Origin of the sequence: Paenalcaligenes sp. Me52, assembly GCF_050487965.1 — a bacterium.
In the GTDB taxonomy this organism is placed as follows: domain Bacteria; phylum Pseudomonadota; class Gammaproteobacteria; order Burkholderiales; family Burkholderiaceae_B; genus Paenalcaligenes.
In genome coordinates, this window is record NZ_JBKQFO010000001.1 from 642209 (window position 1) to 663752 (window position 21544).

The 21544-nt window shown below is 50.3% G+C and carries 22 protein-coding genes; 7 read left to right on the plus strand and 15 right to left on the minus strand.

Annotation, left to right across the window (positions count from 1 at the left end; genetic code table 11):
- Positions 1-169: 169 nt before the first annotated feature.
- Positions 170-1123: a cytochrome-c peroxidase gene (locus tag ACLO87_RS02930; protein ID WP_430223715.1), complete on the plus strand. Its 954-nt coding sequence runs from the start codon at positions 170-172 to the stop codon at positions 1121-1123.
- A gap of 153 nt (positions 1124-1276) precedes the next feature.
- Complete coding sequence (gene serA, locus ACLO87_RS02935; protein WP_430222740.1) at positions 1277-2482, plus strand: phosphoglycerate dehydrogenase; 1206 nt, start codon at positions 1277-1279, stop codon at positions 2480-2482.
- A gap of 816 nt (positions 2483-3298) precedes the next feature.
- On the opposite strand, the gene ACLO87_RS02940 is transcribed toward serA, so the two are convergent.
- Both ACLO87_RS02940 and ACLO87_RS02945 read right to left on the minus strand, forming a co-directional pair.
- The gene (locus tag ACLO87_RS02940; RefSeq protein WP_430222742.1) at positions 3299-3739 is read right to left on the minus strand and encodes an RrF2 family transcriptional regulator; all 441 of its coding nucleotides are present in this window, start codon (positions 3737-3739) and stop codon (positions 3299-3301) included.
- Complete coding sequence (locus tag ACLO87_RS02945; RefSeq protein ID WP_430222743.1) at positions 3730-4143, minus strand: group III truncated hemoglobin; 414 nt, start codon at positions 4141-4143, stop codon at positions 3730-3732. Before ACLO87_RS02945 ends, ACLO87_RS02940 begins: the two co-directional genes overlap by 10 nt.
- A gap of 175 nt (positions 4144-4318) precedes the next feature.
- Between ACLO87_RS02945 and ACLO87_RS02950 the strand changes: the two genes are divergently transcribed.
- Together ACLO87_RS02950 and ACLO87_RS02955 are read left to right on the plus strand one after the other, a co-directional pair.
- Complete coding sequence (locus ACLO87_RS02950) at positions 4319-4660, plus strand: protein tyrosine phosphatase family protein (protein WP_135865243.1); 342 nt, start codon at positions 4319-4321, stop codon at positions 4658-4660.
- A gap of 94 nt (positions 4661-4754) precedes the next feature.
- Complete coding sequence (locus ACLO87_RS02955; RefSeq protein WP_135865242.1) at positions 4755-5222, plus strand: universal stress protein; 468 nt, start codon at positions 4755-4757, stop codon at positions 5220-5222.
- 169 nt (positions 5223-5391) lie between these two features.
- Here ACLO87_RS02955 and ACLO87_RS02960 read toward each other — a convergent pair whose 3' ends face one another.
- The 7 genes from ACLO87_RS02960 to ACLO87_RS02990 all read right to left on the minus strand — a co-directional run bounded on the left by ACLO87_RS02960 (position 5392) and on the right by ACLO87_RS02990 (position 13214).
- Positions 5392-5526, minus strand: coding sequence for an MFS transporter small subunit (locus tag ACLO87_RS02960; protein ID WP_135865240.1), 135 nt, complete (start codon positions 5524-5526; stop codon positions 5392-5394).
- 12 nt (positions 5527-5538) lie between these two features.
- Complete coding sequence (locus ACLO87_RS02965) at positions 5539-6948, minus strand: L-lactate MFS transporter (RefSeq protein ID WP_135865238.1); 1410 nt, start codon at positions 6946-6948, stop codon at positions 5539-5541.
- A gap of 107 nt (positions 6949-7055) precedes the next feature.
- Positions 7056-7313 carry a formate dehydrogenase subunit delta gene (locus ACLO87_RS02970; RefSeq protein WP_135865236.1) on the minus strand — a complete coding sequence of 86 codons (258 nt, stop codon included), beginning with the start codon at positions 7311-7313 and terminating at the stop codon, positions 7056-7058.
- Between the two features lie 16 nt (positions 7314-7329).
- On the minus strand, positions 7330-8178 hold the full coding sequence (fdhD, locus tag ACLO87_RS02975) for a formate dehydrogenase accessory sulfurtransferase FdhD (protein ID WP_135865234.1): 849 nt from the start codon (positions 8176-8178) through the stop codon (positions 7330-7332).
- Positions 8179-8192: 14 nt separating this feature from the next.
- A complete protein-coding gene (gene fdhF, locus ACLO87_RS02980; RefSeq protein WP_430222744.1) occupies positions 8193-11129 on the minus strand; it encodes a formate dehydrogenase subunit alpha in 2937 nt (978 codons plus the stop codon).
- Positions 11130-11139: 10 nt separating this feature from the next.
- Entirely contained in the window at positions 11140-12711 is a 1572-nt protein-coding gene (locus tag ACLO87_RS02985) for a formate dehydrogenase beta subunit (RefSeq protein WP_430222746.1), read from the minus strand.
- Positions 12708-13214: a formate dehydrogenase subunit gamma gene (locus tag ACLO87_RS02990; protein WP_135866643.1), complete on the minus strand. Its 507-nt coding sequence runs from the start codon at positions 13212-13214 to the stop codon at positions 12708-12710. The genes ACLO87_RS02985 and ACLO87_RS02990 overlap by 4 nt, the downstream gene beginning before the upstream one ends.
- Positions 13215-13412: 198 nt before the next feature.
- Here ACLO87_RS02990 and ACLO87_RS02995 point away from each other — a divergent pair, with 198 nt between their 5' ends.
- From ACLO87_RS02995 to mobA, 3 genes are all read left to right on the plus strand, one after another.
- Positions 13413-14516 carry a substrate-binding domain-containing protein gene (locus ACLO87_RS02995; RefSeq protein WP_135864014.1) on the plus strand — a complete coding sequence of 368 codons (1104 nt, stop codon included), beginning with the start codon at positions 13413-13415 and terminating at the stop codon, positions 14514-14516.
- A gap of 154 nt (positions 14517-14670) precedes the next feature.
- Positions 14671-15744 carry a GTP 3',8-cyclase MoaA gene (moaA, locus tag ACLO87_RS03000; RefSeq protein WP_430222747.1) on the plus strand — a complete coding sequence of 358 codons (1074 nt, stop codon included), beginning with the start codon at positions 14671-14673 and terminating at the stop codon, positions 15742-15744.
- 1 nt (position 15745) lies between these two features.
- The gene (gene mobA / locus ACLO87_RS03005) at positions 15746-16336 is read left to right on the plus strand and encodes a molybdenum cofactor guanylyltransferase MobA (RefSeq protein ID WP_430222748.1); all 591 of its coding nucleotides are present in this window, start codon (positions 15746-15748) and stop codon (positions 16334-16336) included.
- 20 nt (positions 16337-16356) lie between these two features.
- Here mobA and ACLO87_RS03010 read toward each other — a convergent pair whose 3' ends face one another.
- From ACLO87_RS03010 to ACLO87_RS03035, 6 genes are all read right to left on the minus strand, one after another.
- The gene (locus ACLO87_RS03010; RefSeq protein ID WP_430223716.1) at positions 16357-17562 is read right to left on the minus strand and encodes a molybdopterin molybdotransferase MoeA; all 1206 of its coding nucleotides are present in this window, start codon (positions 17560-17562) and stop codon (positions 16357-16359) included.
- Between the two features lie 8 nt (positions 17563-17570).
- Positions 17571-18029, minus strand: a complete 459-nt coding sequence (locus ACLO87_RS03015; RefSeq protein ID WP_135864015.1) for a molybdenum cofactor biosynthesis protein MoaE — start codon at positions 18027-18029, stop codon at positions 17571-17573.
- A gap of 2 nt (positions 18030-18031) precedes the next feature.
- Positions 18032-18289: a molybdopterin converting factor subunit 1 gene (gene moaD, locus ACLO87_RS03020; protein WP_430222749.1), complete on the minus strand. Its 258-nt coding sequence runs from the start codon at positions 18287-18289 to the stop codon at positions 18032-18034.
- Positions 18282-18821: a cyclic pyranopterin monophosphate synthase MoaC gene (gene moaC / locus ACLO87_RS03025; RefSeq protein ID WP_135864006.1), complete on the minus strand. Its 540-nt coding sequence runs from the start codon at positions 18819-18821 to the stop codon at positions 18282-18284. The genes moaD and moaC overlap by 8 nt, the downstream gene beginning before the upstream one ends.
- An 80-nt stretch (positions 18822-18901) precedes the next feature.
- A complete protein-coding gene (locus tag ACLO87_RS03030) occupies positions 18902-19543 on the minus strand; it encodes a response regulator transcription factor (RefSeq protein WP_135864004.1) in 642 nt (213 codons plus the stop codon).
- Positions 19536-21428, minus strand: a complete 1893-nt coding sequence (locus ACLO87_RS03035; RefSeq protein ID WP_430222750.1) for a PAS domain-containing sensor histidine kinase — start codon at positions 21426-21428, stop codon at positions 19536-19538. The genes ACLO87_RS03030 and ACLO87_RS03035 overlap by 8 nt, the downstream gene beginning before the upstream one ends.
- Positions 21429-21544: the final 116 nt, after the last annotated feature.

A 21544-nucleotide genomic window follows, 5' to 3' on the forward strand; every position in this document is an offset into this window, starting at 1 on the left:
ACTTGAGTTGGCTCAAAGGACGACCAGAGGAAGGGGGCTAGAGTAGTTGTGACAGCAGTAGGGTTTTACCAAGATTCTACCTGCCGTCATTCTGGCACTACTTAATTTGAAGGAAGTCATTATGAAGCCATTAAGAGCCTCTGTACTTGCTTTGTCGATTGCACTGGGTATGTCTAGCTTTGCCATGGCGCAAAGCAATGAACCAGTGCAACCAATTCCCGAAGCAAAAGCAGGCGATCCAGCCAAAATCGAGTTGGGTAAAAAACTGTTCTTTGAACCACGTTTGTCCAAATCTGGGTTTATTTCCTGTAACTCGTGTCACAACATGAGCCGTGGTGGTTCAGATAACCTGCCTACCTCTATCGGGGACAAATGGCAGCAAGGCCCTATCAACTCCCCAACCGTCTTGAACTCCAGCCTGAACTTGGCACAGTTCTGGGATGGTCGTGCTGGTGATTTGCGCGAACAGGCCGGTGGTCCTATTGCTAACCCAATGGAAATGGGCTTTACCCATGAATTGGCTGTTGGCATGTTGAACTCTATTCCTCAGTACGTTGCTGAGTTTCAGGCTGTGTACAACAAGCCTGTTATTGGTATAGACGAAGTGACCGATGCGATTGCAGCATTTGAAGAGACGCTGGTCACACCAGACTCTCCTTTTGACTTATGGTTGAAAGGCGATAAAGATGCCATCACAGATCAGCAGTTAGCGGGTTACCAGCTGTTTAAAAACAGTGGCTGTATTGCGTGTCACAACGGTCCAAACTTGGGTGGTAGCTCCTACCAGAAAATGGGTCTAATTGAGCCATACCAAACAGCGAATGCGGCCGAAGGTCGTGCAGCGGTAACGGGTATTGATGCGGATCGTTTCAACTTCAAAGTGCCTACCCTGCGTAACGTAGAAATGACTTATCCTTACTTCCACGATGGTGCGGTAAACACCTTGCCTGAAGCGGTAGACATCATGGGTAGATTGCAGTTGGGCAAGAAATTTACACCTGAAGAAAATGCCCAAATCGTGGCGTTCCTGAAGTCGCTGACAGGTAAGCAGCCACAAATCGTGTTGCCAATCCTGCCGCCATCGGCTGATGACACACCACGTCCTACACCGTTTGATTCCTAATCAACGGTTATGCCTAGAAAGCCCGGCACTGCGCTGGGCTTTTTTGTGGGTGTGGCGTAGCTGCACAGCAGTGTTCTGCACTTGCTATTAACTTGGGGCAGGGTTTACGATATAAACAGTACTATTTTTATCCTATTTGTTCTGGGAACTCTCATGAAGCGTATTGTTCTATTCGAAAATATTCACCCCAGTGCTCGCGAAGTATTTGAAGCAGCCGGCTATACCGATATCGTGACGTATAAGTCTGCGCTCAATGGTGAAGAGCTGCTGGACGCGCTGTCTGGCGCGGATATTGTAGGTATACGCTCTCGTACCCAGTTGGATCAGAATGTATTGTTGGCAGCGCCTTCAGTACAGGCTATTGGGTGTTTTTGTATAGGTACCAACCAAGTTGATTTGAACGTTGCTGCGCAAGCCGGTATTCCTGTGTTTAACGCACCGTTCTCCAATACCCGTTCGGTGGCCGAGTTGGTGTTGGGCGAAGCTATTTTGCTGTTGCGCCGTATTCCTGAAAAGAACGCCCGTGTACATCAAGGCTTCTGGGATAAATCAGCAGACGGCGCTTACGAAATTCGCGGCAAAACACTGGGTATTATTGGTTACGGGAATATTGGTTCGCAAATTGGTACCTTGGCAGAGGCTTTGGGTATGCGTGTGTTGTTCCACGACGTAGAAACCAAACTACCTTTGGGCAATACCAAACCTTTTGTATCCCTGAAGCGTTTGTTGGAACAGTCCGATATCGTGACCTTGCACGTACCCGGTGGCGAACGCACTAAGAACATCATTAATGAGCAAACACTGGCGCAGATGAAGCCAGGCTCTATTTTGATCAACGCGTCGCGTGGTACGGTGGTAGACATTGATGCCTTGCACGCAGCGCTGACAAGCGGTCATTTGGCGGGTGCAGCACTAGACGTGTTCCCAACCGAACCTAAAGGCGTGAATGAGCCGTTGGATAGTCCACTGCGTGGTTTGAATAACGTGATTCTGACACCGCACATTGGTGGCAGCACACAAGAGTCTCAAGAAAACATTGGCCGTGAAGTAGCCGAAAAACTGGTGCTGTTCTCACGTAGTGGTGCGACTAAAGGGGCAGTGAACTTCCCTGAGGTGCCTTACGTAGAATGTGCTGGTGAAGCGCGTATTTTGCACATGCATCAGAACGTTCCCGGTGCGATGGGGGCGCTTAGTAATGTGTTGGCAGAAAGCGGTTTGAATATTGTCGGCCAGCAACTGCAAACGCGTGGTCAACTGGGCTACGCCGTGACAGATGTGGATGCACCAGTTTCTGATGAGATTCTGAATAAACTGCGTGTACAACCTGGCACTGTACGGTGTGATGCGTTGAAAGCGTAAGCAGCTTCTGCTTATAGTGCGTAGGTTGTAGAGAAACCTCTGGTGTGTAGCCAGAGGTTTTTTGTTTATGGCGGTACTTATTGCTGAGGTGGGGGCAGATGAGGGCTAGGACTAGCAGTGGTGCGTAGGCGTGGTGCTGTGTTCATCGCACATGCTGGGGGACTGCAGGAATACTTTTTGTGATTTGAGACACCAAATCAAAAAAGTTTCCTCTCCGTCCCCCGGTTGATCTGAATGTGGGTAGGTTTATAGCCCTTTCTTGAGTCGCGGTATTTTCAGCGACAGAATTATCCATCCCCTTCAATGGCAACATATCCCTAACTCGTTGCAAGCTACGGCAGTTAGTGGTGAGATTTACAGCCCTTTCTTTTGGGTGTTGTAGCAAATCTTGATCCAATTTGGAAGCAGGTTTTTAGATCGTTGGTAATGTCAGCTATACCATCAGAAAATACAGCTCAGTTATTTTTATGGAGGCAGTAAGTACCGAGATTATCAGCACACAGGATAAACAGGTCTCTTCAGAAATTGGTAAGCATGCCTCTTTCATTGGCCACAGAAGTACGCACTCATTTCAACGGCAACTACAATGAAAACCGTGGCAAGCGACGGAGGGAAAACGGAGAAAAGTATTTTTTTATTTGGTGGTCAAATTAAAAAATACTTTTCGCAGTGCTAGCTACTGCAGCCAGTGGTGAGTCTGTTGGTGCTGCATTCATCGCACACGCAGGGGGACTGCAGGAATACTTTTTGTGATTTGAGACACCAAATCAAAAAAGTTTCCTCTCCGTCCCCCGGTTGATCTGAATGTGGGTAGGTTTACAGCCCTTTCTTTTGAGGCTGCAGTATTCGTTGTAGCCCATCATCATTAACCAGATCAGCCAGGGTATAACGATCTAGGTGGGCAAAGAAAGCCTGCAATGCCCCGTAGAGTATGCCGGTCAGTTTGCAGCAGCCTTGCAGCACACAGGATGACTCTGGACCCATGCATTCCACTAGTTGGCAGTCTGCTTCGGTCTGGCGCAGCAGTTGACCTATGAGTATGGTGTGGGCGGGCCGTGCTAGCTGTAGCCCGCCTCCTTTGCCACGACTGCTATCTATCCAACGGTGTAGGCTCAGTTGGTGAGCAATCTTCATCAGGTGCATGCGGGAAATGTCGTGGTGGGCGGCGATGTCTGCGATGGTGTGGCGTTGTTCGGGGTTGGCTGCTAAGTACATCATTAACCGCAGCGCGTGATCACTGCTGCGGTTTAAGCGCATGACTCGCCACAGTTCAGTTCACGAGGGGGCTGGTCTGGGTTTTTGTCAATTTGATAGCCCATCCACAAGCTGCGGGCGATGCGCTTAGAGAACTCGCGGGCATGACGCGCTAGTTGTTGATTAGGGTGGCGTGCAGTGCTGATCTCAAACTGAGCCAGCCATGCACAGAATAGCTCGGCGCTAAGTTCGGATAAACGAGCATGTTTCATCATGGGCGAGCCAGAGTAGCGTGCGCTACGACACAGCAAGGAAGACCAGAAGTCCACCATGATGGCTAAGTGATGATCCCAGTCTTGTATGTGTTTATTGAAGATAGGGCCTAGTACGTCGTGTTGACGTATGTCGTCATAAAAGTCATGCACCAACTGGTGAATCTCAGCTTCGGTATAAGTGTCTAGTGTCATGGCAAGAAACGCTGCGCTTAAAGATGAATATAAAAATCATCTTATGATTGTGTCTGAGAGTGGTCAAGCATAAAAGACGTATAGTCTGGTGACAGGGTGAAAAAGGGCTATCACAAAGTGATGACTACTGTTTACTATAGGGGCTTGATGATTTTCAGTATTTTCGGAGTGTAGGATGGCATTTGATTTTCACCGTATTAATGATGATTTTGCCGTGGCCCCTCAACTGAGTGCAGACGATATGCAAGCAGTAGCCGAAGCCGGATTTAAAAGTGTGATTATTAATCGCCCAGACGGTGAGGGTGGCGCGAATCAGCCTGCCTCGGACGATGTAATGAACGCCGCAAAAACCGCTGGGCTGCAAGTGGTGTATCAGCCAGTGATTAGCGGCCAGATGACAGTAGATAACGTAGAGACCTTTGCTGGTTTGCTGCAAAGTATGCCTCAGCCCATCTTGGCATATTGTCGTACCGGCACGCGTTGTGCCAACTTGTACTATGCGGCCACGGAAGCCTGATATAACTCAAGTATTGCGGTAATTCAGTATTGCTGCGACGGAGTAATAGGCTTAGGCTATTGATAATCGTATTTATTCAATGGGGAGTACTCTCATGTTCAAAAAAATTCTGATCCCTACAGATGGTTCCGCGTTGTCCGCTCAGGCAGCCAACAAAGGTGTATGTTTTGCCAAGCAGATTGGTGCCGAAGTGGTAGCGTTGCACGTTACTCAGCCTTTTGCAGCCACCGTGGGTTTTGATGGTATGGCAGCTGCCTATGCTATCACCGACGAAGACTACGAAAAAACGGCTTCTGAGCAAGCGAATAAATACTTGAAAGCTGTATTGGATCGCGCAGAAACTGCTGGCGTGCCAGTAACTTCCCGTTCCGTGTCCAACTTCAACGTGGCTGATGGTCTGGTAAAAGCAGCTGAAGAAGAAGGTTGCGACCTGATTTTCATCGGCTCACACGGCCGTAGCGGTTTGTCCCGCTTGTTGCTGGGTAGCGTAACTGCCAAAGTATTGAACATGGCTCGCTGCGCAGTACTGGTGTACCGTGTCAATCAACAAGAGAACGACTAAGTATTGCTGCGCTGTTGTTGAGCAAATAAAAAAGCCACGCAAAGTGGCTTTTTTATTGTGTGTAAGCTGCTTGGTTTCTGTGTGAAAGGTGCAACTCACACCGAACGGTAGCCAAGGTATAGGGAAATAGAAAATGCTACTGCGCTGGGCACAGTAGCATTTTTATTGCTTATTTAAACAGGGCGCTGGCTTTTAACAGCGTTTCCCATACACCGATAAGCAAAGGGATGCTTACGTATAGCCAGAACAGCGCTAACAGCACGGGAGAGGTCTTTTTGACAGTGGTAGAGGTAGGTTGTGTCATAACGGTCTCCTGTTACTCAGCGGGCTGCAGAGAGCGCAGTGATGCGTCCGCAGGTTTATCGGAAGGCATATGGTGTTTGGCACTGACAGGGCGAACCATCAGGTTGCACAAGAAACCAACCACTAATAGCCCCGCCATGATGTACATGGTGGTGGTGTAGGCTTGCGATGCGGGTACACCATTATCGACTTGGTACTGGCGAATGTAGTTCACCAGTACAGGGCCCAGCACACCCGCTACTGACCATGCGGTTAACAGACGGCCGTGAATACCACCCACAAAGCGTGTACCGAAAAGGTCAGCTAAGTAGGCAGGAATAGTCGCGAAGCCACCGCCATACATAGACATAATCACGAAGTACGCAATTACGAACAGCGCTACGTTACCAGCAGAACCAAAGCCCGGTACGGTGAAGTACAGTACAGAGCCCAAGATGAAGAAGATCATGTAGGTGGTCTTGCGGCCAATGTAATCGGATACGGATGACCAGAAGAAACGACCCAACATATTGGCTAAGGACAGTAAGCCCACAAACCCAGCTGCTGCGGCTGGTGTGATGCTAGCAAAACTATCTTGGATCATGACCGATGCTTGGCCCAGTACCCCAATACCAGCGGTCACGTTCAAGCACAGAATCCACCACAGCAACCAAAATTGCGGTGTTTTCAAGGCTTGGTCAATATGCACGTGATTACGGGAAATCAGAGCGTTTTGTACTACGGGTGGTGTCCAACCTTCAGGTTTCCAGTCTGGTGCGGGAATACGCACGGCCAGCGAACCAATGGTCATGGAAATAAAGTACAAACACCCCATCACCACAAAGGTTTGGGTAACGCCCATAGATGTGGGGGAGGCAAAGTAATCCATCAACCCTACAGACAGTGGCGAGGCAATAAAGGCACCACCACCAAAGCCCATGATGGCCATACCAGTTGCCATACCGCGCTTATCGGGGAACCATTTTATGAGGGTGGAAACAGGTGAAACATAGCCTACACCTAACCCTATACCACCCAGCACTCCATAGCCTAAATAGACAAGCCAAATCTGGTGCAGGTGTATACCTAGCGCCGCGACCATAAAACCACCGCCAAAACAGCAGGCAGCCGTGAACATGGCTTTGCGGGGGCCTACTTCTTCCAACCATTTACCCGCGAATGCAGCGGATAAACCCAGGAAGACGATGGCCAAGCTGAAAATCCAGCCTAAGGTAGGGAGTGTCCAGTCATCGGGTGCCGAGGAGGTGATCCCCAGCAGTCGAGTCATGGGTTCGTTGAAAACAGAAAAAGCATAAGCCTGACCAATACACAGGTGCACAGCCAGAGCAGCTGGAGGAATCATCCAGCGGTTAAAACCAGGGCCTGCCGTAATACGGGCTTTACTGAAAAAGCCATTGGAAGCTTGAGCGTTGGATATGCTCATATTTGTCTCCTTATGCGCTTATGCTTGTAATAAGGCGCTTAGTACTATTGTTTTTTAGGAAGTTAGGAGCCGGGGATAGACTGCCCCGGTCAGGTACTACAAACAGCTCAGGCGGTTAGTGCTGCAGGATCCAGTTTGGCCCTGTAGCGAGTGATTGACTCCATGACTATGGCAGAGAGTTCGCCCTTGTCACTTTTGCCATCAGGATGTTCATCTATGTAGTTGAACAATGATTGCCGCATGCGGGGATCCCAGAACAAGCGGATATGGTTGGCAATACCTTCTAGAGACTCCTCACGATTAGGTTGAGACTCAAAAAAAGTTCCTATGCGATTGACCATCGGTATCAGGCTTTTACTATTCATAATCCATCGCCCAAAATTAAAAAGAAGTTAAACGTTGTGGGTGACTGTAAACATTGAAATGCTGTTCACGTCCAAAACCTATGAGTAATAGGTTGAGTTCCTCTGCGAGTTGTGTGGCAAGGGTAGTGGGTGCAGAAACGGCGACTAAGGTAGGAATACCAGCAGCAGCTGTTTTCTGTACCATCTCAAAACTGGCGCGGCTGGAAACCAACGCTAGACTTTGTGCGGCCATTGCCATGGCGTCATGACGCAGTAGGTGGCCAATGAGCTTGTCCAGCGCATTGTGTCTGCCTACATCTTCACGAATAACTTGAATCTCACCTGCTTGGTTGGCCAGTGCCGCCGCATGGGTAGCACCGGTTTTCTCGTGCAGAACTTGCTGTTGGCGCAACTGGTGCAAGGCCCGAACTACCGTGGCAGGGGCCACATTATAAGCAGGTTCAGGCAAAGCTGGTAACGCGCGTTTTACGTCTTGTAGACTTTCTAAACCGCATAAACCACAGCCTGTACGGCCTGCCAGTTGCCGCCTGCGCAGCTTGAGCTGTTGCAGGCATGCGCTGGCAATGTCTAGATCGATCACAATGCCGTCTGGCGTATGCTGCACCTGTATATCGTAAATATCACTACTGCTGCGTACGATGCCTTCGGTGTAGGAAAAACCAACGGCCAAGTCTTCCAAGTCCAGAGGGGTGCCTAGCAACACTGCATGGCTAATGCCATTGAATTGCAGCGCGATAGGCACTTCTTGCGCGATGAGGTCCGGCAGTTCGCTCAGTGCAAGACTAGAGGTCTCGCACCTGACGATTTGAAACGTTGCCAGACCATCTTCGGCCTGATTGAGGGAGATGCATTCATCCGTGAGCATGACGCCTCCCACTCTTAGTTCTGGGTACTCAGTGCGGGCTTTTTCTCCTGACTGGTAGGGGCTGTTGCCACTGCAGCGGTTTCTTCCGCTTCAGGTGCTCGCGCTTCGTCCAACAACTGCTGTTGGATTTCGTTGAAGCGTGACCAGCGTGACTGCCAGTCGGATACTTGGCCAGACGTGACTTTACTGATCTGTACCGCTGTTACCTTGTACTCAGGGCAGTTAGTAGCCCAGTCAGAGCTGTCGGTGGTAACCACGTTTGCACCCGATTCAGGGAAGTGGAAGGTGGTGTAGACCACGCCGGGTTGCATACGGGATGTCACCGTAGCACGCAGCACGGTTTCACCAGCACGGCTTTTCACGGCTACGTAGTCGCCGGTACGAATGCCACGGTCTTCCGCGTCGTGTGGGTGTAGCTCCAGAATGTCTTCTTTGTGCCATGCCACGTTAGCGGTACGACGGGTTTGTGCACCCACGTTGTACTGCGACAAGATACGACCGGTAGTGAGCAGCAAGGGGAACTTGCGGGTGCTGCGCTCATCCGTAGGTACGTACTGCGTAATGATGAATTTACCTTTACCGCGCACGAACTCATCAATGTGCATGGTTGGGGTGCCTTCAGGCGCTTCTTCGTTACATGGCCACTGTACGCTACCGCCCAGCTCATCAATGCGCTGGTACGACACACCCGTAAAGGTAGGTGTGAGGCGTGCGATTTCGTCCATGATTTCGCGTGGGTGTTTGTACAGCATTGGGTAACCCAAGGCGTTGGACAACGCGCAGGTCACTTCCCAGTCTGCCATGCCGTTTTTGGGTTCCATCACTTTGCGTACGCGAGAAATACGGCGTTCGGCGTTGGTGAAGGTGCCGTCTTTTTCCATGAAGGAAGAGCCAGGCAAGAACACATGAGCGTACTTAGCGGTTTCGTTCAGGAACAGGTCTTGAACGATAATGCACTCCATCGATGCCAAGGCAGCCGCAACGTGCTGAGTGTCAGGGTCAGACTGAACAATGTCTTCACCTTGACAGTACAAGCCTTTGAATGAGCCGCTTAGGGCTGCATCAAACATATTAGGAATACGCAGGCCAGGTTCAGGTTGCAGTGTTACGCCCCATTCGCTTTCAAACTCGCTACGTGCTTCGTTGTTGGAAATGTGACGGTAGCCTGGCAACTCGTGTGGGAACGAACCCATGTCACACGAACCTTGCACGTTATTCTGACCACGCAGTGGGTTCACGCCCACGCCTTCGCGGCCAATGTTACCGGTAGCCATCGCCAAGTTAGCAATAGCCATCACGGTTGTAGAACCTTGGCTGTGCTCAGTAACACCCAAACCGTAGTAAATAGAACCGTTACCACCAGTCGCGTACAAGCGTGCGGCACCACGTACCAAATGCGCAGCAACACCAGTGATGTCCTCAGTAGCCTCTGGAGAGTTCTCTGGGCGGCTGACAAACTCACGCCAGTCGTTAAAGGACTGGTCTTCGCAGCGTTCGCGTACAAATTCTTCAGCGATCAGGCCTTCGGTAGCAATCACGTGTGCCAATGCCGTCAGCATGGCAGTGTTAGTACCTGGGCGCAGTGGCAAGTGGTAGTCGGCCTTGATGTGTGGAGAATCCACCAGCTCAGTAGCACGAGGATCAACAATGATCAGACGTGCGCCTTCGCGTATACGGCGTTTCAGGCGTGACGCGAATACAGGGTGAGCATCGCTAGGGTTGGCACCAATCACGATCACTACGTCAGTGTGCATCACCGAGTCAAAGGTTTGTGTACCCGCAGATTCGCCTAGTGTTTGCTTCAGACCATAACCGGTAGGGGAGTGACACACACGAGCACAGGTATCCACGTTGTTGGTACCGAATGCCGCACGCACCAATTTCTGAACCAAGTAGGTTTCTTCGTTAGTGCAACGTGAAGATGTAATACCGCCTACAGAGTCACGGCCATATTTGTCTTGAATACGACGGATTTCAGACGCTGCGTAATTCAGCGCTTCTTCCCACGATACTTCGGTCCATGCATCTTGGATGCTTTTACGGATCATGGGTTTCAGAATACGATCCGCGTGTGTGGCGTAACCGAAGGCGAAACGGCCTTTAACGCAGGAGTGGCCACGGTTGGCTTTACCGTCTTTCCACGGCACCATGCGTACCACTTCTTCGCCTTTCATTTCGGCTTTGAAACCACAACCCACGCCACAGTAAGCGCATGTAGTGATGACGGCGTGTTCGGGTTGGCCTAGGTCAATGACGGAGTTTTCCATCAATGCAGAAGTAGGGCAGGCTTGTACACACGCACCACAGGACACACAGTCACTGTCGATGAAGTTGTCGCTCTGACCGGCTGCAATACGGGACTCAAAACCACGACCTTCTACGGTCAGAGCAAAGGTACCTTGCACTTGCTCACAGGCACGTACGCAACGACTACACACAATACAGTGCGAGGAATCGTAGGTGAAGTAGGGGTTAGAGGTGTCTTTGCTTTCGTGTACGTGGGTAGCGCCTTCAAAGCCGTAACGCACGTTACGCAGGCCCACCACACCCACGGTGTCTTGCAGTTCGCAATTACCGTTAGCAGGACACATTAAGCAGTCCAGCGGGTGATCAGAAACGTACAGCTCAACTACGTTTTTACGCAGTTTGTTCAGTCTTTCGTTTTCGGTAGTTACCACCATGCCTTGTTCTGCAGGGGTGGTACATGACGCTGGCGTACCGCGTCTACCTTCAATCTCTACCAAACAGACACGGCAAGAACCAAAAGGCTCCAGCATGTCAGAGGCACAGAGTTTAGGAATATTGATGCCGCTCAGGGCTGCAGCGCGCATCACAGAAGTACCTTCAGGCACCACGACGTGCTGACCATCAATGGTCAGTTCAATCATGGTGGTGCTTAGGGATGCCGGAGTCCCTAGATCGCGTTCGCGTACGGCAACTGTTTCTAGCATAGTGGGCTCCTTAGGCGGGTTGCTGACTTGCGTCTGCAGTTGCCTTCGATTCCAGACCAAAGTCGGCGGGGAAGTGCTCAAGGGCGGACAGCACAGGCACAGGGGCCATGCCACCTAACGCACACAGTGAGCCAGCAAGCATGGTGTCACAGAGATCGCGCAACAGTTCTACGTTGTCTTCTCGTTTTTCGTTACGACGGATTTTCTGAATAACTTCCACACCACGGGTAGAACCCACTCTACAGGGGGTGCATTTACCACAGGATTCGATGGCACAGAACTTCATGGCGTATTCAGCCATGTGGCCCATGTCTACGGTTTCGTCGAAAGCCACAATACCACCGTGGCCTACCATCGCGGATACGGCAGCATAGGCTTCGTAATCCATCGGCACATCCCAGTGTTTTTCAGGCAGGTACGCACCCAATGGGCCACCGACCTGGGCGGCACGTAAAGGCAGGCCAGTCGCCGAACCACCACCGTAGTCGTACAGCAGTTCGCGCAGGGTAATACCAAAGGCTTTTTCTACTAGGCCACCTTGCTTCAGGTTGCCAGTTAATTGGAAGGCCAAGGTGCCACGTGAACGTCCCATACCGAAGTCACGGTAGTATTCAGCGCCTTTAGCCAAAATGGTAGGCACCGAAGCCAGCGAGATAACGTTGTTGACGACGGTAGGTTTACCCAAGAAACCTTGCAGCGCTGGCAGTGGTGGTTTGAAGCGGATCACACCACGTTTACCTTCCAAGCTTTCCAGCAAGGATGTTTCTTCACCGCAAATGTAAGCACCTGCGCCTTTGCGCACTTCTAGATCAAAGGTTTTGCCGCTGCCAGCAATATTCTTGCCCAACCAGCCCGCTTCATAAGCACGTTGGATGGCTTGGTCTAGTGCCTGAATAGCCAATGGGTATTCGGAGCGCACGTAGATATAACCAGAGGTAGCTTCCACTGCCAAACCAGCAATGGTCATGCCCTCAATCAGCGTACAGGGGTCGCCTTCCATCAAGAGACGGTCAGAAAACGTACCAGAGTCACCTTCGTCGGCATTACAGACAATGTATTTTTGGTCTGCTTTAGCGTTCAGAACGGTGTTCCATTTGATACCTGTAGGGAAGGCCGCACCACCACGTCCACGCAAACCAGAATCCGTCACCATTTTGACGATGTCAGCCGGTGCCATGGTTAGGGCGTGTTTCAAGCCTTCAAAACCACCGTGAGCTTGGTACTCATCCAGGTTCAGCGGATCAATCACACCTACACGGGCGAAAGTCAGACGCTCTTGGTTTTTTAGGTATGGAATTTCTTCGGTGAGACCGTGGCACAGTGGGTGCGTTTTCCACTCAGCAGCAAAGAGACTTTCTACGTCATCAGGGGTTACCGGACCAAAGGCAACGCGGCCTTCAGGCGTGCTGACTTCAACCAAAGGTTCTAGCCATAGCATGCCGCGTGAGCCATTACGTACTAGCTCAACGTTTACATTTTTCTGGGCAGCATGTTGCAGAATGGCAGCAACTACATCATCGGCACCCATGGCAACAGCTGCGGTGTCGGCGGGTACATAAAGTCGTAAAGGGGCTGTGCTCATTTCTGCGCTCCTTCCTTGGCAAGCAGTGCATCCAAGCGATCAGGGTTCATGCGTGCGTGCGGTTTTCCATCTAGCATCACAGCAGGAGATTGGGCACAGAGGCCCAAACAGTACACAGGCTCAAGAGTAACTTCGCCATCGGGCGAAGTTTGGTGGAAATCACAGGACAGCTTTTGACGTGCGTGCTCAGCCAAGGCCTCGCTACGCATGGCCTGACAGGCCTCGGCCATACAGACTTCCAACACATGTTTACCAGCGGGTTTCTGACGGAAATGGCTGTAGAAAGTGATCACGCCATGTACTTCCGCACGCGATAGGCTAAGCGCACGAGCGACCAGCACGACTACGCTGTCGGGTAGGTAGCCGATTTCATCCTGTACATGATGCAGGATAGGTAGCAAATTACCCTTTTTGTGGGCGTGGGCGGCGATAGCGGCGTCCACGATTGCTTGATACTGGCCGTCAGCGGGTTCGAACTGACTGGCATGAGAGGGGATATGCATGGTGTACATCCTAAAACATCAGAATTTGGGTATTCTGAGGTTGCTTATATGAATTTATTTGCATAATATAAATAATGTTTTTCCTTAATCTACAAAGCAAACACAAATATATCAATAGGAAAACAGTTGCATATTAAACAAGCGTAATATGCAAAAAATTGCATAATTAAGGGTTATTACTCATCAAAAGGACAGTAGATGAGCAACCAATTTAAGGCCCAAATTGAGGCCGAATGGGTACTGGAAAATCACGATGGCGTCGCCTTTAAATTAGGCGAAGTGTTGAATTTATTGGGCGCTATCGAAAGCACCGGAAATATTACCGGGGCGGCTAAGGCCTGTTCTTTGTCATATAGGCATGCGTGGGGGGTATTGCGTCAGGCGGAACAACAGTTCCAAGCTACCCTCATTGAAACATCGCGCAGACAAGGGACAACCCTGACACAATTTTCTAAAAGATTGTTGTGGGCAAACCGCCGTGTACATGCTCGTTTGACGCCTATGCTAGAAAGTATGGCGTCCGAACTGCAAGAAGAACTCTCTAGGTTATATGCAACCGAGCCACCGCGCTTGCGCTTGCATGCTAGCCATGGCTTTGCGGTAGAGGGCTTGATGCGTCTGGCTAATGACTTGTCGTACTTGCCGCTAGAACTACGCTATAGAACAGCTATAGAGGCTTTGAACTCGCTGTTGCGACGTGAGTGCGACATTGCAGGTTTCCAAGTACCACTAGGTAAGTACCAGTCTCAGGCGTTGCACCATTACAGTGCATGGTTACGCCCAGATCAGCACCAATTGATTTTCTTGAGTGATCGCAATACCGGATTGTTTGTACAGCACGGCAACCCTAAAGGGGTACGTGGTGTAGAAGATCTATTGCGTCCCGATGTGCGCTTTGTGAACCGACAAATAGGTTCTAGTACGCGTCATTTGTTGGGGCTGATTATCCAAGACTTAAATCTGGATTCCAACAATATCCAAGGTTATGACAGCACCGAGCTAACGCACATGGCGGTGGCAGCACACGTTGCTAGCGACATGGCTGATGTGGGCTTCGGAGTAGAAACGGCTGCCTGTAGATGTGGGCTGGATTTCATCCCTATTGCCAGAGAACGTTACTTCTTCGCGGTACACAAAGACATCCTGGAGTCTGAACTGATTAAGCGGTTTTTAGCCTTAATACGAGGCGACGACTACCGCGGCTATATGAGTCAGTTAATAGGCTATCAGGCTGAAGGCATAGGTACGGTGATGAGTTTGGATGAAGCTTTTGGTACGGAAAAGTTGCCCGCTATATCGTAGCCTAGCGAACGGTATGCGCAACACTTTTGCTGCGAAAAATCTTCAATATCAGCGTGATAGCTGATAATGGAACCATAAAATAATTTCTCCGTTACGGTACTGCGGAGGGGCCATGAATAAAAGCCTTACACAAATTAATCAGCACACTACAAGCATGACAAATTCGTCTCCCAAGCAGGCATCACCACGAGTGATCCCTCTTGCCGAAAGCGGGGTGAGGGATCAGTTAGGGCGTCCACTGCATGATTTGCGTATTTCCGTTACGGATAAATGTAATTTCCGTTGTACATACTGTATGCCGCGCGAGATATTCGGGCCAGAGCACGAATTCTTAGCGCAGAAACAGTTATTGAGTTTTGAAGAAATTACCCGTGTTGCGGAGTTAGCCGTACGCATGGGCGTACGCAAAATTCGCCTCACCGGCGGTGAGCCGTTGCTGCGCAGACGTGTGGAAGACTTAGTACACATGTTGGCCCAGTTGCGCACCGTTGAGGGGAAGCCGGTAGAGCTGGCCATGACGACTAATGGTACGTTACTGGCCGCAAAAGCGCGTGATTTGAAGCAAGCGGGCTTAAACCGTGTCACGGTAAGTTTGGATGCTTTGGAAGATGCGCGTTTTACCCATTTAAGTGATAGTAAAGTATCGGTGCGCCAAGTTTTGGACGGTATAGAAAAAGCCAGTGCTGAAGGCCTCTTCCCCGTCAAAGTCAACATGGTGGTGCGCAAGGGTTTGAACGACGACCAAATCGTGCCTATGGCCGAATACTTCCGTAATACGCCACATATACTGCGTTTTATTGAGTATATGGATGTGGGTAATAGTAATGGTTGGAACATGAAGGAAGTGATTACAGGCGCTGAGATCGTTGCCCGTATTCATGAGCATTATCCCTTGGAACCTGTACAAGCGAATTACACAGGAGAAGTAGCGGGGCGCTATCGCTATCTGGACGGCGCAGGTGAAGTCGGTATGATCACCAGCGTATCCCAACCTTTCTGTGGCGACTGTTCCCGTATACGCTTATCCCCAGAAGGGCGTTTGTTCCTGTGCTTATTTGCTTCCCAAGGTGTAGATATGCGTGGCCCGCTACGAGCGGGGGCGACCGATGATGCTTTGGCTGGCTTATTAGCCGGTACATGGCGCGCCAGAAAAGACCGTTATTCTGAAGTGCGTGGTGAAGTAGGGCACAAGGCAGAAAAAGTAGAGATGAGCTACATAGGTGGTTGAGATGCGTATTGATGGCCTGATTCTAGCGGGTGGGCAGTCCCGCCGCATGCAAGCCTTGGGGGCAGTGGATAAAGGTTTGCTTACGTTAGAGGGGCTATCTTTTGCTGGCCATGCCGCCAAACGTTTAGGCCCTTATTGTCAGAAACTCTTTGTTAGTGCCAATGCACATCAGGCCGATTATGCGGCGTGGGGCGAAGTGGTGGGTGATGGCGAGTACGAAGCTCAAGGGCCGTTGGCAGGAATGCTAGCGGTGATGCGTCGTAGTCAGGCTGAATACATTGTGACGCTTCCTGTAGATAGCCCTTTTGTGTCAGATCAGGTGATTAGTATGCTGGTAGAGCAGGCTAAACAGTCGCCTGCTACGACAGTGCATTATGCATGCGCCGCTCAAACGCATCCGTTATGCGCGATCTTGCGCACAGACCTAGCTCCATCCTTAGATGAGTATTTGGCACAGGGGCAACGTAGGGTGCAAAGCTGGTATGCGGCTATACAGGCTAAAGCCCTGCACTTTGGTGAAGCTGCTGAGGCGGAATTCTTGAATGTGAATACACCTGAAGATTGGCAGCAAGCACAATCACTACGCCGCTAGCTGCCAATCGCTGGGTGCTTTTACGCGCACCAGTGGGCAAAGTCGTAATAACGTACTTGAGTGCCTGGCGTGACATCGGTGTCGGCAGGTACTCTAGCTAAGCCGGTAGCCCACGCTAAAGAACTAATAATGCCAGAGCCTTGCTGAGGGTAGGGCGTGAGGTGTAATGAGCCATCTTCATGCGTAATGGCTTGCACGCGTAAAAATTCCTCGCGGGTCCCATGCAGGGTTGCATCGCAGTCTAGCTTGCCGTAGCTGGTACGCGGCAAGGCTTGTGAGCGACCTTGCAGCACACGAACCAAAGGCGTCACCATCAAGGCAAATACGGCATAGGCCGATACGGGATTGCCCGGCAGGCCAATGATAGGTGTGTTGTTCAGCTTAGCCAGCGCGACAGGTTTGCCGGGTTTCATGCGCACTTTCCACAGCTGTAACTCACCGCCAGCAGCCTCAATAGCAGGTTTGACTAAATCTTTATCACCGACGGACACACCACCTACGGTCAGTACGAGATCGCAGTCATGGCTGAGTTTTTCTAACGCCGACTGAATGCTTTCTAAGGTATCGGGAGCGTGTATAACGTGCGTAACCTCTGTCTGCATTTCTTGAGCTAAGGCGCGCAGCATAGAGGCATTAGAGTTATAAATTTGCCCGGTTTTTAAGGGTTGGCCGGGCTCAGTGAGTTCGTTGCCAGTGGTGAGAATCCCAACGCGCAAGCGACCATATACGGGTACGTCAACAATACCTTGTGCTGCCAACATGGCAATATGGCTGCTATCTAGCAACGTACCGCGTTGCAAAATAGGCTGCTGCTGCGCCATGTCTTCGCCGGCATAACGTACGTGTTGGCCTTTGAATGGCGCCTCCAAAATACGCAGTTGATTATCTTCTTCTGAACACAACTCTTGAATGACGACGGTATCGGCATTGGCAGGAATTAAGCTGCCTGTGAATAAACGTACTGCATAGCCAGGTTGCAGTGCTTCAGGCACATCACCGGCATACACGCGTTGTTGTATGGGTAACGCTTTATCGGCATGGTAATCAGCAAAACGAATGGCGTAGCCGTCCATCGCACTGTTATCAGCAGGCGGAATGTTCAATGCGGCATTGACTGTTTCTGCCAGCACCCTGCCTCGGGCATGCTGCAACTGAACTGACTCTGTGCGCTCTAGCGGTTTTCCTGCATCTACCAGGCGTTGTTGGGCAATATCAAAATCTAGCAGGCTCATGATCAGTCGTTATCCCATAAAGCAGTTTTTTGGGCATCAGACTCATGTTGCTGTACCCAGATTTTTTGGCCGTCTTGCAGTTGTTCGCGTTTCCAGAAGGGGGCGCGAGTTTTAAGTGCATCAATAATGTATTCGCAGGCCTTGAAGGCTTCGCCACGATGAATGCTGCTGACGGCCACAAATACAATTTGTTCATCACGGTGCAAGGTGCCTACGCGGTGTACAACACGTGTGGCCAGAATGTCCCAACGTTCTTTGGCTTGCGTGCAAAGGGCTTCGATTTCGCGTTCGCACATGCCCGGATAGTGTTCTAGTATCAGGGCTTCAGTTGGGTGTTCGGGTTGGTAGTCGCGTACATAACCAATAAAGCTCAGCAAAGCGCCGGTATGACCAGGGTGCTGGTCGTACAGTTGCTGTATCAGTTCTTGCGCGTTGAAATCGGCTTCTTGTACGGTGACCATCATTAGCCTCCAGTGACAGGCTCAAACACAGCAACCTCATCACCGACGCGTATTAGTGTTTGTTTGTGTGCGTATTCTTGATTGACGGCAATTTTTAATCGGCGTTGTAGTGGTGCTAATTGTGGATAGCGTGCAACCAAGCTTTCAACCCAATCAGCTACGGACAACTCGGCAGACAAGGGCCAGTTTTCTTGGCGTGTGCCTATAAGCTCTGCTACTTGGGCAAAATACAGCACAGTAATGGACGATGCATTAGTCATGAGCGGACTCCTCTGTGGCATGCCATTCCCCGCTTTTTCCACCTGATTTGTGCAGCAGGCGCAGCGTTTCAATCACGATGCCTTTGTCGGCGGCTTTGCACATGTCATAAATAGTCAGTGCAGCCACACTGCATGCGGTCATGGCTTCCATTTCTACTCCGGTACCATGAGTGGTTTTACAGGTGGCGTGGATAATCACACTGCTGTTGGGGGCGTCGATGGTGAATTCTATAGTGACCACAGCCAACGGCAGGCTATGGCATAAAGGAATGAGTTCTGCGCAGCGTTTGGCCGCTTGAATCCCGGCAATATGCGCGGTGGTTAGCACTTCACCTTTAGCATTATCTTGTGCAGAAAGTAAGGCAAAGGCGTGTTCGCCCAGACGTACGCGCCCGTATGCGGTAGCAGAACGTGCACTGAGGTTTTTATGGCTGATGTCCACCATGCGAACGCTGCCGCTTTCGTCAAGGTGACTCAAACGAGCGTCTGAGCCGGGGATACCGAAGCCGGTAGAGGAAGGTGTATTCGCCATGATGAGAAACAGAAGCTAGAAGTTGATCTACTGGGTTGCCTTATTATAGGCATGTCATAGTGGCACAGTATTGAACTGGCTCAGGATTCAAGGTTATCGGCGGGCAGGAAATGTTCGTTCCCACAGATACGGGCTAATTCCAACAAATTCTTGGTGCCGGTTTTTTCCAAAATACGGGCGCGGTGTACTTCAATGGTACGCATGCTAACGTCCAGCACTTCGGCAATTTGTTTGTTCAGCATGCCTTGTAGAGCGAGTTGCAACACTTGTTTTTCACGCGCCGATAATGAGGCCAGTTTGTCGTGCCACTCTAGCTGACGCAGGTGCTCATCACGGTGCAGTTGATAGTCTTTGAGAACTTCCAACACCCTATCCACCAGGTCGTTGTCATTGAATGGCTTTTCAATGAAATCTACAGCGCCTCGTTTGAGTGATGCTACCGCCATGGGCAGATCGCCGTGTCCTGTTAAAAAGATCACGGGTTGTGTCGCTCCTTTTTCTAGCAACTGATCAAACACTTCTAGGCCCGATAAGCCTTCCATACGTATGTCGAGTAGCAAACAGCCGTTTAATTCGGGATGCCAGGCTTGCAGAAAGCTTTCGCCCGAGTCCCACTGTTCGGTAGGCACTTTACGGGTTTTGAACAACCATGCTAGGGCGTCTCGTATAGCCTGATCATCATCAATAATATGTACGATGGCTGGTGAACGTGCGTTAGTCATGTTTGGCAAGCGGTAAGGTAAAGACGAAAGTGGCACCGTGGCTGGCAGAAGACTCATACCATAACGTACCTCGGTGAAGTTCAATGATCGATCTACAGATGTTTAATCCTATTCCCATGCCATTGACCTTATTGGTGGAAAAAGGCTGGAACAGCAAAGGCATCATTTCAGGAGCAACGCCGGGCCCTTGGTCGCTGATGGCTATTAAGGCGTATTGGCCACGAGTTTGAATGTTGATGTCTATTTTACGCTGATCAAGTGGCTGGTTTTTGAGTGCTTCCAATGCGTTACGCAGTAGGTTGAACAACACTTGTTCAATCATGATGCGGTCTGCCATCACGTACAGATCGGCTTCAGGAATATCCAGCATCACACGTACTTTGTGCTTCAGCATCTCATTGTGGATAAAGCTTAGGCTATCCAGCACTATGGGGCGCAACTGTTCTTGCTTTAGCAACGGCTCGCGCTTACGCACAAAGTCGTTAGTGCGTCGTACGATTTCCCCTGCGCGTTTGTTTTGCGCAGCAAGATTTTGCAGCCCACTACGTAGATCGTCAGGGCTACTGTCTGTATCTTCTAGTAAGTTCAGGCAACCTGCGGCATAACTAGCAACGGCGGATAACGGTTGATTCAGTTCGTGTGCCAAGGTTGAGGCCACTTCGCCCATGCTCATTAAGTGGGCGGTTTTTTGTAGCTGCTCGGCTTGTTGGCTAGTACGTTCCTCTTGAGCTTTGCGTGATGAAATATCAATAATCGAACCCATCCAGCCCACGTGTTTACCTTGATTGTTAATCAGCGGGGCTTCGTGCACCTGTATATCTAGGATAGAGCCGTCACGGTGTTGAAAGCGTGTTTCAAAGCTTTGGGCAGTAGGCATGCGATTTTGTTGATAATGCCTATCTAGCGTCTCATTCACCATATCGGGCGGCCACCACGGCATAGGGGGCGCTAGGCCAGTAATTTCATTGGCTTCCCAGCCTACCAGCCTACAGAAAGCTGGGTTCACATACAGAATACGACCTTCTAAATCACGAGCACGCATACCGGTAGTCATGGAGTTTTCCATGGCTCGTCTAAAAGCTTGCTCGTCTAGTAAGGCGTGTTCTGCTTGTTGGCGTTTGCGGGCGTAGTAGTACTGCACTAATAAACTGATGATGGCAAAAAGCGCCAAACCTACGATCACGATGATCAGCAGTGTTTGGGTAGAGGTAGAGCCAGAGGTGTAAGGCTTTAATTGCAGCCGTACGCCGTGTAACGGCGGGTCTACCGACATGCTGTAGCTCAGTTCGCTGGTTTTGAGCGCTGTGTTGACGCGTCTGGCAATGACCCTATCGCTATTGTTATCCACCAGCACAATTTCATATTGTCCGGCTACCCACCACGGTATTTGGCTGGTCAGTAGCTGGTTAAGCGACAGGGATGTACGTAACAGACCAGTAGGTTGATTGTTCGCCCCAAAAATAGGGACTTGGAAATCCACTAGTACTTCGTTTAGCTGTTCGTCTTTACGGGCAGGAAACCACGCTTTGAAACGCGGCAAGGGGGCGGTGATGGGTTGTGCGTTATAGCCTCGAGGCAACGTCAGCGGTTCATCACGCTGTAGGTCGAACCAACTAATAATTTGTAATTCAGGATGTATGCCTTTGATGTGCTCTAAACGGGTGAGCACTACCTCTGGGTCTTGGCCTTTGCTGATTTCCAAGGCGAGGCGTTCTAGGTTCTCTTCGTGTGTGCGTAATTGGAAGAACAAGTTTTGCTCTACCCATAGAGCATCTTCAATCAGTTTGGTACGTAACTCATCCACCCTATCTTTACGTAATAACAGAATAAACAGCGTAATCAGGATCACGATAATAGCGATCGCTATTATCGGTGCGTAGCTCATAAAGGCATTTAACCTGGATGAACCGCTTAGGTGTTTACCCTGAAAAGTGCTGCTAAAAATACGCATATAGGTGCTTACTTCGGATTTCCACAATAGAGGAAGAAAAAAAATATTTT